The 14,689-nt window shown below is 35.2% G+C and carries 14 protein-coding genes; 8 read left to right on the forward strand and 6 right to left on the reverse strand.

The window, feature by feature from the left end; translation table 11 throughout:
• The first annotated feature begins 265 nt into the window (after positions 1-265).
• Complete coding sequence (locus QOL71_RS08735; protein ID WP_283416553.1) at positions 266-1,288, forward strand: 3-oxoacyl-ACP synthase III family protein; 1,023 nt, start codon at positions 266-268, stop codon at positions 1,286-1,288.
• 53 nt (positions 1,289-1,341) lie between these two features.
• Here QOL71_RS08735 and QOL71_RS08740 read toward each other — a convergent pair whose 3' ends face one another.
• The 4 genes from QOL71_RS08740 to QOL71_RS08755 form a co-directional block, all read right to left on the reverse strand.
• Positions 1,342-1,770, reverse strand: a complete 429-nt coding sequence (locus tag QOL71_RS08740; protein ID WP_283416554.1) for a MarR family winged helix-turn-helix transcriptional regulator — start codon at positions 1,768-1,770, stop codon at positions 1,342-1,344.
• Between the two features lie 57 nt (positions 1,771-1,827).
• A complete protein-coding gene (locus QOL71_RS08745; RefSeq protein ID WP_283416555.1) occupies positions 1,828-2,250 on the reverse strand; it encodes an organic hydroperoxide resistance protein in 423 nt (140 codons plus the stop codon).
• 132 nt (positions 2,251-2,382) lie between these two features.
• Complete coding sequence (locus QOL71_RS08750) at positions 2,383-3,573, reverse strand: DUF1501 domain-containing protein (RefSeq protein ID WP_283416556.1); 1,191 nt, start codon at positions 3,571-3,573, stop codon at positions 2,383-2,385.
• A gap of 11 nt (positions 3,574-3,584) precedes the next feature.
• The gene (locus tag QOL71_RS08755; protein WP_283416557.1) at positions 3,585-4,952 is read right to left on the reverse strand and encodes a DUF1800 domain-containing protein; all 1,368 of its coding nucleotides are present in this window, start codon (positions 4,950-4,952) and stop codon (positions 3,585-3,587) included.
• 215 nt (positions 4,953-5,167) lie between these two features.
• Here QOL71_RS08755 and QOL71_RS08760 point away from each other — a divergent pair, with 215 nt between their 5' ends.
• The 7 genes from QOL71_RS08760 (at position 5,168) to QOL71_RS08790 (ending at position 12,823) form a co-directional block, all read left to right on the forward strand.
• Positions 5,168-5,740, forward strand: a complete 573-nt coding sequence (locus QOL71_RS08760; RefSeq protein WP_283416558.1) for a hypothetical protein — start codon at positions 5,168-5,170, stop codon at positions 5,738-5,740.
• A gap of 168 nt (positions 5,741-5,908) precedes the next feature.
• The gene (locus tag QOL71_RS08765; RefSeq protein ID WP_283416559.1) at positions 5,909-6,475 is read left to right on the forward strand and encodes a YceI family protein; all 567 of its coding nucleotides are present in this window, start codon (positions 5,909-5,911) and stop codon (positions 6,473-6,475) included.
• A gap of 92 nt (positions 6,476-6,567) precedes the next feature.
• On the forward strand, positions 6,568-7,209 hold the full coding sequence (locus QOL71_RS08770) for an alpha/beta hydrolase (RefSeq protein WP_283416560.1): 642 nt from the start codon (positions 6,568-6,570) through the stop codon (positions 7,207-7,209).
• Between the two features lie 405 nt (positions 7,210-7,614).
• Positions 7,615-9,033, forward strand: coding sequence for an L-serine ammonia-lyase (locus QOL71_RS08775; protein WP_283416561.1), 1,419 nt, complete (start codon positions 7,615-7,617; stop codon positions 9,031-9,033).
• A gap of 139 nt (positions 9,034-9,172) precedes the next feature.
• The gene (locus QOL71_RS08780) at positions 9,173-10,867 is read left to right on the forward strand and encodes a DEAD/DEAH box helicase (RefSeq protein WP_283416562.1); all 1,695 of its coding nucleotides are present in this window, start codon (positions 9,173-9,175) and stop codon (positions 10,865-10,867) included.
• Positions 10,868-11,017: 150 nt separating this feature from the next.
• Positions 11,018-11,656, forward strand: a complete 639-nt coding sequence (locus QOL71_RS08785; RefSeq protein WP_120213539.1) for a DUF47 domain-containing protein — start codon at positions 11,018-11,020, stop codon at positions 11,654-11,656.
• A gap of 24 nt (positions 11,657-11,680) precedes the next feature.
• Positions 11,681-12,823 carry an inorganic phosphate transporter gene (locus QOL71_RS08790; RefSeq protein ID WP_283416563.1) on the forward strand — a complete coding sequence of 381 codons (1,143 nt, stop codon included), beginning with the start codon at positions 11,681-11,683 and terminating at the stop codon, positions 12,821-12,823.
• On the opposite strand, the gene QOL71_RS08795 is transcribed toward QOL71_RS08790, so the two are convergent.
• Together QOL71_RS08795 and QOL71_RS08800 are read right to left on the reverse strand one after the other, a co-directional pair.
• Positions 12,820-13,509, reverse strand: a complete 690-nt coding sequence (locus tag QOL71_RS08795; RefSeq protein ID WP_283416564.1) for a LytR/AlgR family response regulator transcription factor — start codon at positions 13,507-13,509, stop codon at positions 12,820-12,822. The two genes, QOL71_RS08790 and QOL71_RS08795, sit on opposite strands and share 4 nt — an antisense overlap.
• Positions 13,499-14,548 carry a sensor histidine kinase gene (locus QOL71_RS08800; protein WP_283416565.1) on the reverse strand — a complete coding sequence of 350 codons (1,050 nt, stop codon included), beginning with the start codon at positions 14,546-14,548 and terminating at the stop codon, positions 13,499-13,501. Before QOL71_RS08800 ends, QOL71_RS08795 begins: the two co-directional genes overlap by 11 nt.
• Positions 14,549-14,689: the final 141 nt, after the last annotated feature.

A 14,689-nucleotide genomic window follows, 5' to 3' on the forward strand; every position in this document is an offset into this window, starting at 1 on the left:
AATTCAAATTTTTGAAGAATTTGGTTTGGATAGGAATTTTTTATCTTTTGCGCAGCACGCCCCGGCGTAAGCGGAGCTCCTTTTTACGCAACGCAGTGGAGTGAAAAGAGCGGGAGCTGGAGACGGATATAGGCGCCAAAAAAAATAATAATTAAGATATGATGCCCCTAAAGCAGGTTCAAAATCCAATAGAAAAAATCTGTCGTTCCGGAACTTATGTAATAAATAAAATATTTACTTTTGTCGAAATTTTTGAATCAAAAGAATGTTTAAAAGTGTAATATCAGGTGTGGGACATTACGTTCCGGAAAATGTAGTGACCAACGATGACCTTTCTAAGCTAATGACCACTAATGATGAGTGGATTACGGAAAGAACTGGAATCAAAGAAAGAAGACATCGCAAAAACCGTGTGGATTCTGAAGAGACAACATCTTTCTATGGTTTGAAAGCATCAGAAATTGCCCTCAAAAATGCCAACCTTACCGCCAAAGATATCGATTATATTGTATTTGCAACCTTGTCTCCGGATTATTATTTCCCGGGTTCAGGTGTGCTGTTGCAAGAGATGCTGGGTTGTGATACAATCGGCGCCTTAGATGTTCGTAATCAATGTTCAGGTTTTGTTTATGCGATGAGCGTTGCCAATGCATTTATCAAATCTGGTCTATATAAAAATGTTTTGGTTGTAGGAGCAGAGATTCATTCTTTTGGATTGGATTTTTCAGATGCCGGACGTGGTGTTTCCGTGATTTTCGGTGATGGGGCTGGCGCAGTGGTTTTATCTGCAAGTGAGGACGAGGATGCGAAAGGTATCTTGTCTGTGAATATGCATTCTGAAGGAAAATATGCGGAAGAGTTAGCTGTAAAATTTCCTGGAACTAAATTAGGCTGGAGTGACAATCTTCTTAAAAATCCAGATTCTTTGACAGCAGAAGATATCTATCCTGTGATGAACGGAAATTTCGTTTTCAAACACGCTGTAACAAGATTTCCGGAAACCATTTTGGAAGCGCTTGAAAAAGCAGGAAAATCGATTGAAGATTTGGATTTATTAATTCCTCACCAAGCGAATATCAGAATCGCGCAATATGTTCAGCAATTGTTGAAATTACCGGACGAAAAAGTCTTCGTTAATATCCAGAAATATGGCAATACAACGGCGGCTTCCATTCCAATTGCTTTGAGCGAAGCGATTCAGGAAGGCAGAATGAAACGTGGCGATTTGGTTTGTATGTCGGCTTTCGGAAGTGGTTTTACTTGGGGAAGTGTTTTGTTTGAGTATTAATCCAAATTAATTTAAAATAGAAAAGAGCTATTCAAAAACGAATAGCTCTTTTTTTATTGGTTAATTTTTTGAACAACTTTATCAGACAGTGATTTCAATTCCATTATTTCATCGATGCTTAGATTCGTTGCTTTTGCTAGCTCCATCGGGATGCAAGTGGCTTTTTCCCTGAGTTTTGTGCCTTTTTCCGTTAAGTGAATTTTTACAACACGCTCGTCATCTTTGCTGCGTTTTCTTTCCAGATAGCCTTTAGATTCCAGCCTTTTCAAAAGCGGCGTCAAAGTTCCGTTGTCCAATTGTAAAATTTCCCCTACTTGATTCACTGTCAAATCATCCTTTTCCCAGAGCGTCATCATTGTGATATATTGCGGATAAGTCAACCCAATATTTTTCAGAATAGGACGGTAACACTGCATGATTTCGCGGTGTAAAACATAAACAGAGAAGCAAAGTTGCTTGTCCAATTTTAATAAATCTTCCATATTGAGTTTCTTAATAACAATTCAATAATTCGTCAAAGATAAAAGAATTAGTTTTTATTAATCGTTGCTTACGGTCAACTTAACTTCGATATTTCCTCTTGTTGCGTTAGAGTAAGGACAGATCTGATGCGCTTTCTCAATCAATTCCTGAGCTTGCTGCAAAGACACTCCCGGAATATTAGCGTGCAATTCTGCTTCTAATCCAAATCCGCCATTTTCAATTTGGCCGATGCCTACTTTTGCTGTTACGGTTGTTTCGCCGGTTTCGATTTTACTTTGTTTGATAACGAGGTTCAATGCGCTGTCAAAACAAGCTGAATATCCTGCAGCAAAAAGCATTTCCGGATTTGCGTAATCATCATTAGCGCCTCCTAAACCTTTTGGCATTCTCACTTCCAGATCCAAAACTCCGTTGTCACTTTTAACGTGTCCATTTCTTCCTCCTTTGGCTGTTGCGCCAATACTGTACAATGTTTTCATTTTTTATGATTTAAATTATTTTGATGGAGCAAATTTATTGCGTAAAATTATATTGTGCAAAATATAAATTAAAGTTTTCATCAAAACCGTTTATTGATGGAAACTATAAAATGTCTTCTTTATATCTAAATTTTAGATAAAATCATAATAACCATTATCCTTTCCAAGGATTTTATTATCATCGGAATTGAGCCATCTTTTAAGAACCGTCGCATAGACTTTTCTGAAATCTTCGGTGTAAATCAAATCACCGTCTTTAAGATTGGTCAAGTCTGGAAGTGGATTCAATAATCCTTTTTTCTTAAGTCCGCCGCTGATGAAGAACATTTGATTGGCCGTTCCGTGATCGGTTCCGTTACTAGCATTCTGAGCAACACGTCTACCAAATTCGGAGAAAGTCATGATCATAATATCATTGAATTTTCCATTTTCCTTCATGTCTTTAACAAAAACTTTGACCGCTTGATCTATCATTTTGAACAAGTTTGATTGACTTTTGTTTTGATTATAATGGGTATCAAAACTCCCGATAGAAAGATAATAAACCTGTGTATTGATGTCAGATTTAATAAGTGATGCAATTGTTTTGAAGTCTTTTCCTATTTGAGTTGTTGGGTAAACTTTATCTGTTGACTTAGATTTGCTTTCTTCAAATATATATTCGGAGTTGTTAATTGTACTTCCTAGAGTGTTGTACATATAGCTAGCCAAATCATGGTCGTGGCCATCCGTAATAATCTTTTTGTAAAAATTCTCCACACTATAATCGTAGAGTTTTTTAGGATCCTTAAAAGCAATCGCTTTATTATTATTTCCTTTCATTGCAAGACTTAGAAGGTCATCTACTTCTATTGCCTGCGTCGGATTTTGGCAACTATGACACGCTTCATCCAGATATCTTCCCAACCAACCAGAATTGATGAATTCATTACTTCCGCTTGCAGACTGCCAGATGTCCATACTTCGGAAATGAGACTTATTGGGATCAGGATAACCTACATTATTCAGCACAGCTAATTCACCATTATCATATAATTGTTTAAGAAATTTCAAATCAGGATTGATTCCGGCTTCATCTGTTAATAATAGTGCATTTTCTTCTTTAATAGAAATCTTATTTCTTAGTTTAAAATAAATATCATTCTTGACAGGAATAATCGTATTGAGACCATCATTTCCACCAGTTAATTGTAAAATAATTAGTATTTTACCGTTCATTTCAATAGCTTCAGGTAAAGTTAAAGCTTCTAAGAAGTTTGGGAAAAAGAAAGATGCTGCAGCTAGACTGCTGCTTTTTATAAAGTTTCTTCTATTAATAATCATAACATCATTTTTTAGCAAAGTTGATATTCTGGTGTTGACATAATACTTATCATAAGATGTTTCCTACTTTTATCAGAATTAAATTGCAAAATTGTATTTTGTAATTTTTCATTGGATTTTGGCAATAAAATACTGAATAAGTCTTGATTAAGAATGTTATTGATGCTGTCCCAATGGATTGTAATTGTATTTTGATTTTGATTTACAATTACTTTGTTTTCTTCTTTTCCCATATTGACATCGTCATTTGGCTTTGGTTCAATATCCAGGGTTTTATAACCAGCCATTACAGAAGGTATTTTCATTCTTATAAGTAGAGTAGAGCTGTCAATCCATGCTAGTCCGGTAGGCCAGCCTGCAACATTCGGTGGTTGTAAAAGCTCTTGTCCAAGTATTTTTTCAAAGTTGTAAATGGTATCTTTATTTTGCAAATCCATCGGCATTATCCGGCGGATTCCAACAATTAATTCAACAGGTGACTTTATTTTTGAGCCAATGTTTTCATCAGAATAAAACCAATCTGAAAGAAAAATTTCATCCATTAGCGTAAGTATATCATAATTTGATTTGTAAAATTTCTGACTGAGAGATTTGACAATTTTTTCATCAGCTATGTCGTTCACAAAAAATTGATAAATCTTTTTGGTAATGAATTCTGCACATTCTGGTTGCTCAAGAATAATATTAATAATGTCTGTTCCATCAAAGTTTCCATTTCTTCCAAGAAATACTTTTTCTCCCGCATCATGCTGTTTTTTATTGTCTGTAAATTCACCTAATTCATTATAGCTCCAACCAGTAAAAGCTCTTGCAGATTCTTTGATATCCTTTTCTGTGTAGAGATTTCCTCTTCCTAGTGTGAATAATTCCATTAACTCTCTAGAAAAATTTTCGTTGGGTTTCGCTTTTTTGTTTTGTTGATTATTAAGAAAATTGAGCATTGCAGATGATTTTGATACATCGAAAACCAGGTCGCGAAAACTTCCCAAAGCATTTTTTCTAAAGATTTCTATAATCTCTTTATTAAAAAGCGCATGTTGAATTCTTGTTGCAAAATGCCCATGCCAGAAAAATGCCATTTTTTCCCGAAGCTGATACGGTGAATTTATCATTTGAGAATGCCATGATTTTCTGAAGTTCTTATTGTATAAATTATTAAACTGATTCAGGGGTTTTCTATCCTGCGCTTTTGACATTTCCAGGTATTGCTCAGGCGTGACAGTTGGAAAATCTGTCAGTAAAACTTTATACTCTGAGTTGTTTTTTAATTCCTGATAAAGCTTTTTCGGACTCAGATTTTTATACTTTTCGATATCGTTATGATGAATTCCAAAGCCTGCTCTGGAAATCAAATGCTTATTTTTCAGGAAATTATTCATAAGTGATAATTTATCAGTTGGAGTGAGTAATCACCCAATTGTTAAATCAAAATTGATGAAAATATCAGTTTGTGAATAAATTTTAATATTTAATTATTTTTAAATAATTGAAAATTAGTTTGTTGGTGGTTGTATTGTTAGAGTTGTCAAACAAAAAATCTATTTTGGCACGGAATTTACAAGTATGACCTTTGTAAAATTTAAAATTTAAAAATATGAAAACTTTAAAGCAGTTGGTATTAGGTCTGGGGATTTTGGCTGGAGGATTAGTTTCAGCTCAGAGTGCTGATATGACCAATATGTTCAAAGTAGGCCTTAACACTGGTATATCAACCGGAGGTAATACTGCCGCAAATCTTGGAGTGGATTTATCTTATCAGAATTTAATAACTCCGGGTTTTGGTCTCGGTATCGCTACAGGTTATAATCATTACTTCGGAAAAAACAGAACAATTAGCGGAGTAGATGTTGATAACAATGACTTCGGTGTAATTCCTGTTGCGGCACTTTTCAGATTCTATCCGCAGCAAACCGGATTTTATTTTGGAACAGATTTAGGTTATGGATTTATCGTTGGAGATGATAAAGTAGCGAGTAACGTCAATGTTGACAGACCAGACGGAGGTTTTTACATCAGACCGGAAATTGGATATCACAACCGTGATTGGAACTTTTTTGTACAGTATAACAAAACATTTACCGGAGATAAAGGGCAGATTGCTGATCAGAAATATAATGCCGGTGCAATTGGTGTAGGTTTTGCTTACAACATTCCTTTGGGTAAATAATCAGAATTTTTCGGTTTTCTAAGAAAATCTAAAAATATTAATCAAACTATGACACATAATTAACGTCTTCATTAATTTGGAGGCGTTAATTTTTTTTTAAAACTTATCATACATCAATTTCAATTTTGAATGATTCTAATTAGATTTGCATCATTAAATTATTAAAAAATGAAAAAAGTATTATTACTAGCAGTTTTAGCAAGTGGGTTAGCGTTTGGACAGACAAAGAAATTAACGAGTTCCGATGTACACTGGTGGGGTTATAAAATTGCAAAAACAGAAGCATCTTCTCATGATGGAACTGTAAATGTAAAATCGGGTAACCTTGTTCTTAAAAACGGAGCTGTTGTAGGCGGAGAATTTGTATTAGATATGACAACTATTAATTCTACAGATTTATCAGGAGAATATCAAGGAAAATTGAATGGTCACTTGAAAAATGGTGATTTCTTCGAGGTTGAAAAGTTCCCGACTGCAACGTATAAAATTACTTCTGTAAAGAAAAACTCAAACAAAGATTACAATTTTGTAGTTAACGGAAACCTGACTGTAAAAGGTAAAACAAACCCGGTGTCTTTTCCAGCAAAAATCACATCGAACAAAGGTGTTGTAACTTTGGAATCGGATAAATTTTCTTTTGACAGACAAAAATTTGATGTAGCTTACAAATCTACGATGCAGGACGTTCTAGTAAAGGATGATGTAGACTTGAAAGTAAAAGTGAGTGTGAAATAATTTCGGAAAAATATATGATTTTTCGGGAGCAGAATTTTTTCTGCTCTTTTTTTGTTGTTAAATTTGACCAAAACACAAAAGAATTTTACCAAATGAAATTATACATCATAAGTGGTCTTGGTGCAGATGAAAAAGTTCTGGAAAAACTGACTTTCAATCCGGAAGTTGAGGTAGTTCACATTCCTTGGCTAATCCCTGAAAAAAATGAGGATTTTTATCATTATGTTAATAGGATGTCTGCTGTAATAGATGATTCAGAAGATTTTTATTTAATGGGATATTCATTCGGAGGGATAATGGTACAGGAGATTCATAAGCTGAAACCTGCAAAAAAAATTGTCATCTTGGGAAGCATTCGTTCAGATCAGGAAAAGTCGATTTTCATCAAAGCAGGCGGTAAAATTAATGCTGTTAAATATATACCGTTAAAATTTTTTGGTAACAGTAGTTCGATTTTATATGCGTTTCTAAAAAGAATATTCGATTCCAAAAACAGCAATCTTAATCAATATCTGACAATTAAAGATCCACATTATCTGAAATGGTCTATGGATAAAGTTGCGAAGTGGAAATTCGAAAAACTGCCCGATGTGATTCAGATTTTGGCTGACAAAGACATCGTCTTCCCAATCAAAAATTCTCGACCGGATTTTATCGTCAAAAATGCAACACATCTTTTCCCATTAACCAAAGCAAAACAAGTTTCCGAGATTCTCAAAGCTATTTTTGTATAATTTTTTTGGCAGCTATTTCCGTCTTCCGCTCCCAAACCCAACGTAGTCGTTCAACTTAGTCAATCTTTTCACTTTCCTTCGCTGCGTAAAAGGATTTTCGCTCAAGCTGGGCTGCGTGTGACATTCACTGTTAAAATTAATAGTACAAATCAATAGCATTTTGTCATTCAGAGCGAAACGGAGTAAAGCATGGAATCTAAGCTATCAATTTGCGTAGAGATTCCTACAAAATGACAAAGTTGGATGGTTTTTCTTCGTTGAGCTTTACACTTTTGTGAACCTTAAAAATATTTTCAATAATTTCAAAAAACTTTGCGCTCTTTGCGTTCAGCAACAATAACAATATAAAGTTGTATCGGTTTCAAAAATCAATTACATTTACAAACGATAATTTTTTACAATTGAATGGAATCTATCAGTGTTTTTGATATCATAAAAATCGGGATTGGACCATCTTCTTCCCACACAATGGGACCTTGGAACGCAGCGAAAATGTTTCTGGATTTAGTCAGACGAAATCATTCTTTACAAGATGTGAAAGAAGTTTTTGTAGAATTTTTTGGCTCTCTGGCAAAAACCGGTGTTGGGCACGGAACTGACATTGCAGGAATGCTTGGTCTCAGTGGAGAAAATTTCCGAACAATCGATACAAATAAGATTGATGAGAAAATTGAAAAAATAAAATCGGAACAAAAAATCAATCTTGGAGGAGAAGCCTGGTTGCCGTTTATCTACGGATATCATTTGATCCTTAACAAAGAAAGATCCCTAGATTTTCATCCCAACGGAATGATTTTCAAAGTTATTTTCCAAAACGGTAAAGAATTTAGTCAGGATTATTATTCCGTTGGAGGTGGATTTGTCGCAACCAAAGAAGATAATTCTATGGAAGACAGATGCGTGAGGACATTGTATCCATGTCATCACGGTAGCGACATACTGAAGTACTGTGAAAAACTGAATCTCAATAAAATTTCTGATTTGGTTTTGTTAAATGAGGAATCTTGGAGAACTCAGGAAGAAACCCGTCAGAAAGCTCTAGAGATTTGGGATAACATCAAAGATTGTGTTTACAAGAGCATCAACAAGAAAGGAATTCTTCCCGGCGGCTTGAATGTCACAAGACGAGCTTCCGAAATGAATGAGAAATTGCTTGGAACTCAGATCTACAAAAATAAGAACGAGTGGTTCGAAATGGTAAAGAACGAGCAAAAAACTTTCAGCTCAGTTACCAAGTGGGTTTCCTGTTTTGCTCTTGCTGTGAATGAAGAGAACGCATCTTTCGGAAGGATCATTACAGCTCCAACTAATGGCGCAAGTGGTGTGATTCCTGCAGTTTTGATGTATGCCCAGACTTTTACAGAATTCAATTCTGAAGAAGACATTATCAGATTTCTTTTGGTTGCGGGAGAAATCGGAACTTTATTTAAAAAGAACGCGACTATCTCCGCAGCAATGGGTGGTTGTCAGGCAGAAGTTGGCGTTTCTTCAGCAATGGCAGCCGCTGGACTAACTGAGATTTCTGGAGGAACACCGGGACAAGTTCTGATGGCGGCAGAAATCGCAATGGAACATCATCTTGGATTAACCTGTGATCCGATTGGCGGATTGGTTCAAATCCCTTGCATCGAACGAAATTCTATGGGCGCAATGAAAGCGATTACCGCAGCATCATTAGCCTTGGATGGCGACCCAACCAAAGCGAAAGTGTCTTTGGATAGTGTTATCAAATCGATGTGGGAAACAGCATTGGATATGAATTCTAAATACAAAGAAACTTCCGAAGGTGGCTTAGCTGTTGCTGTGAATGTTGCAGAATGTTAAATGGATTAATACTTTTTATATTCAGTAATTATTTAACTTTCCAATATTAATTTTCTGTAATAAAGAATCGTTAAAAAAGAAGTCGTTTTGTTAGCAAAAATAAAAATCGTACCTTTGCACCAAATTAGACGATCTTTAAATGAATTTATTTACGGAATCCAATCTTAGCGCTGAAGTTCTTCAGGCGATTGGCGACCTCGGCTTCGTAGAGCCGACAGAAATCCAAAAACAGACTATTCCTTTTATCTCTACAGATACTCGCGATCTCATCGCACTTGCGGCAACAGGAACAGGCAAAACAGCAGCATTTTCGCTTCCGATTTTGGATATGATAGACGACAACAGTCGTAAAATCCAATTATTGGTGCTTTGCCCTACTCGTGAACTTTGCCTTCAGATTACCAAAGACATCAAAAATTATACAAAATACCTGAAAAACATCAAAACTACAGCAGTTTATGGTGGTAGCAGTATTATGGATCAGATCCGATCTTTGAGAGACAAACCGCAGATTATTGTGGGAACTCCGGGTCGTGTGATCGACATGATCGGCAGAAAAGCTTTAGATTTTTCTGAAGTACAATGGGTAGTTTTGGATGAAGCTGACGAAATGTTATCAATGGGGTTCAAAGATGATTTGGAAACAATTCTTAGCGAAACTCCGGATACAAAACAGACTTTTTTATTCTCTGCAACGATGAACAAAGAAGTAGAACGTATCTCTAAAAATTATTTGACGAATCCTCACAGAATTTCTGTTGGGTCTATCAATGCGGTTAAGAAAAATATCAAGCACGAATATTATGTGGTTGGTTACAGGCAGAAAAAAGAGGCTTTGAAGCGATTGATTGATGCTAATCCGAACCAATACTCAATTATCTTTTGCAGAACCAGGATGGAAACTCAGGAAGTTGCAGACTTCCTGATGCAAAACGGTTATGCTGCAGATGCTCTTCACGGTGATCTTTCGCAAGCACAGAGAGATACGGTGATGAAGAAATTCAGATTGAAAAACATTGATATCCTGGTTGCGACAGACGTTGCGGCTAGAGGTTTGGATGTGGATTCTTTGACGCACGTTGTCCATTTTTCTTTACCGGATGATCCAGAGGTTTTCGTTCACAGAAGTGGTAGAACAGGACGTGCAGGAAAAGACGGGATTTCTATGGCATTAATCAAGCCGGAAGAAAGCAGAAAATTGAAGCAAATCAAATCTGAAACTAAAATCGAAATCGAGGAGAAGAAAATCCCTACAGGAAAAGATATTATCAAAGCTCAGGTTGGCGGTGTTTTCGAAAAATTATTGACAGAACACGAAGACATATTCGAGTTTGATGATTCTTTGATTCCTGATCTTTCCAGCTTTACTAAAGAAGAATTGGTTCATCAGTTACTACAATTCCAACTGAAAGATCTTGCGACTTATTATAAAGACAGAAACGATATCCAACAGCAAGAATTCAATACTAGAGGAGACGATAGAGGTAGCAGAAGAGAAAGAGGAAGAGAGCGTGAAAGAAATGGTGAAAAAAGAGAAAGAAGAGACCGAAATGATAGAAATGACAGAGGTGGAAAACCGAGAAGAAAGAATGAGGATATGGTAAGATTCTTCTTCAATCTTGGAAAAAGAGACCAACTGAAAAAAATGGATATGTTGGAGATCATCAACAAGGCAACTTCCAAATCCAAAAAGAGAGCTGACATTGGTGATATCGAAATCTTGGACAAGTTCAGTTTCTTTGAAATCGAAAAGTCATTCAAGAATGAAGTTTTGGATGGATTAACTAGTATGAAATTTCGGGGAAAAGAAATGCGTGCAGAAGTTGCAAATTAATGAACAATATTTGTTTATAATTAGAAAATTATTATGTAAAAACCTGTTAATCAACAGGTTTTTCTTGTTTTTAATCTTAATAATTATTTAACATAAAAATTTTCATCGCCTTTTGTTTTTTATCATATTTGCAGAAATTAACATTAAAAAATGGGAATAGGTAATATTTTCAGAGCATTCCAGCCAAAAGATAAAATCTTTTTTGATTTGTTTCTTCGCGTAGCGGATAACCTGGTAGAGATGTCAAAAACTTTTCATGAAGGTTTATTAGAGTTTGATATCAATGACGAAACGCTGTTGAATCAGATGAGTGATTACGAACACAAATTGGATGATCTTACGCATGAGATTTTTGTACAATTGGGAGAAAATTTCATCACACCGTTTGACAGAGAAGATATCAATTATCTAGCTTCTGGTTTAGATGATATCGCAGATTATATCTATGCTTCTGCAAAATATATTTATTTATATAAAAGTCCGGACAATAAGGTTTACTCGGAGTTTTCATTACTGATCCACAAATCTTGCCTCGAAATTAAGAAAGCTTTGGAAAATCTAAAAGATTTCAAAAATCCTGATGAGGTGAGAGAATCTTGTATCAAGATCAATTCATACGAGAATATCGCAGATGACGTTTTGAGCCAGGCTATTGTAAAACTGTTTGAGACTAATGATGCTATCTTGATCATTAAGCAAAAATCTATTCTGGATTATCTGGAGATCGTTACTGATAAAGCAGAAGATGTTGCCAACACAATGGAAAGCATAGTTATCAAATACGCATAAGAGCGAGATCAAAAAATAAAACGGATGGAGTTTCCAATTCTACTAATTATTATTATCGCATTAGCGTTAATATTTGACTTTATCAATGGTTTCCACGATGCGGCTAACTCTATCGCAACCATTGTTTCTACAAAAGTTTTGACGCCTTTTCAGGCAGTTCTTTGGGCAGCACTCTGGAACTTTGCTGCTTTTTTTATCGCCGCTTATGTCGTTGGCGAGTTCAAAATTGGTAATACGATTGCCAAAACCGTGGATGAAAACTTCATCACATTGGAAGTAATATTCGCTGGATTAGTAGCAGCCATTGCCTGGAATCTGTTTACCTGGTGGTTCGGGATTCCGTCATCATCATCACATACATTAATTGGTGGCTTTATCGGAGCTGCTTTGATGCATGCTTTGATTACAGATTACCATGTGATCACACAGACGCACCCGGAATATTCATTTTTTGAAACTGTGACACAGTCTTTCAAACAGCTGTTCTCACAAAATATCGTTAAGTATAAAGTTGTAATTCCGATTTTCCTTTTCATATTCCTGGCGCCTTTTATCGGAATGTTTGTTTCCATTATCATCACATTGATTATTGTAAACATCTGCAAGAGATCAAATCCTCACAAGGCAGAACGTGCATTTAAAAAGCTGCAGTTGGTTTCATCAGCATTATTCAGTCTTGGTCACGGAACCAATGATGCACAGAAGGTAATGGGAATTATTGGCGCAGCAATGATCTATTTTCATGTTAATATGATACACGACCCACAATATCTTAGCATTCCTGAAGCCGAGAGATTTGCCTATTTTGCACAGCATTACCTTTGGGTACCGTTTGTGTCATTCTTAGCAATAGGTCTTGGAACAATGAGTGGTGGTTGGAAAATCATTAAAACAATGGGGACAAGAATTACAAAAGTAACACCTTTGGAAGGCGTAAGCGCTGAAACGGCAGGTGCTGTGACATTATTTATTACAGATCATTTGGGAATCCCGGTTTCTACAACTCATACCATTACAGGATCAATCATTGGTGTTGGATTAACAAAAAGAGTATCAGCTGTAAGATGGGGTGTTACCGTTAGTTTACTTTGGGCTTGGGTACTTACAATTCCAATTAGTGCAATTATCGCAGGGATTACTTATCTGATTGTAGTGTTGTTTTTTTAATATTCTAATAAATCTTTAATATAGTTTTTATAGTTTCTTCCTATAGGAATTGATTTGTTTTGAATTTCTACAGATTGGGAATCAAAGGTATCTATTTTATTTTTTGAAATAATAAAAGACCTATGGATACGAATAAAATCCGAAGGCAGAGTTTTTTCAAGTTCGCTAATAGAGTGCCGGGTAATGATTGTCTTTTCTCTTAGAACAATCTTGATGTTCTCTTTTTGACTTTCTATATAAAGAATCTCACTAACCTGAATTTTTGTTCTTTTCTTATTAACCGTAAAGAAAAGAAATTCAGGTTCATTTGTTTTTTGATTATCTGATTTTGAGTCCACGGGTAAAGCTTTCAGAACAGAAGTCACAAATCTTTCAAATTCAATGGGTTTCAAAAGATAATCCAAAACCTGATATTTATAACTCTCTACGGCAAATTCGTGATAGGCTGTCGTAATAATCACTTTTGGCGGATTTTTGATGGCAGCTAAGAAATCAAGGCCTTTGACTTTCGGCAGATGCAAATCAAGAAACATCAGATCGATTTGATGCTCACTCAGCTTCTGCATTGCACTTATTGCATCATTGCAGACGGCTATGAGTTCCAGAAAAGGAATCTGCTGGATGTAATCTTTCATTACATTCACAGCTAGTGGTTCATCTTCAATTATTATACATTTAAGGTTCATAAGAATTCAGGTTAATATAGAGTGATGCTGTGAATATATTATTTTCTGCTCCGGTTTGCAAACGAAAATCATTGTAAACCAGTTTCAGCTGTCTTTCAAAATTAATCAGACCAATACCTGTATTTTTTTCAATCTCATTATTTTCAAAAGAATTAATGATGCTGTAGTTCAGTATATTACCTTTGAGTTCGAGATTGATGTTTATAAACTTTTTATCTGTACTTTCGCTTGCACCGTGTTTGAAAGCATTCTCCAAAAACGGAATTAGTATCAAAGGTAAAACCAATTTTTCTTTATTGTCTATAAGATTTTCAAATTCGATTTTCAATCGGTCATCAAAACGGATTTTCTGTATTTGCAGATAAGTATTGATGAACTGAATCTCTTTGGAAATAGGAACAAATTTTTCCTTGGTTTCATATAGCATAAACCGCAGAAGACCGGATAATTTTAAAATAATATCAGCCGTTTTATCTGATTTTTCTCTTGCTAGAGCATAAATATTATTCAAAGTATTAAACAAAAAGTGCGGATTGATTTGAGATTTTAGAAAGCTCAGTTCTGCTTCGGTTTTTTCTTTTATTAATATTAACTCGCGCTGTTTCATTTTTTGACCGGCTGAATATTCATAAAGAGCAATCATCACACACGCCAGGAAAATCTTATCCATAAAAGAATTCAGCATTCCACCGTAACCGTATATTCCTACAATCTTGAGATGCGGATAAATGTAAGGCACAATAAAGTAAACTAAAAACAGATAACCCAAAACCGAAAAAGCAATTAATATCAATGATAATAAAATAATCAATCTGAGGTTATTTTTCTTATTCCTGAATCTTGAAATTAAATTCAGCATTAGATATCCCATCGGCATTTTGATGATTAATATTGTCAAAAATTCCTCTAATAATGCGTGAACAAATGTTGAATATACAGATTGCTTGTACTGGATTTCCATCCAGTAATATTCTGTGTAAACTTCTAATACCAAATAGAATAACCAAAATATGAAATGTCTGACAAACCGTTTTTTCATAAGGTAAAACTACGTCTTTTAACTTTCAGATGTTAATAATTCTAACCAATTACACTTTTGAATATACCAACGGCTGCATTTTTCAAATCAACAGCCTGGATGTTATAAAAAGATTAAAAAATGGTGTATATGAATCTCTTT

It is taken from the genome of Epilithonimonas pallida (assembly GCF_900182975.1).
Taxonomy (GTDB): domain Bacteria; phylum Bacteroidota; class Bacteroidia; order Flavobacteriales; family Weeksellaceae; genus Epilithonimonas; species Epilithonimonas pallida.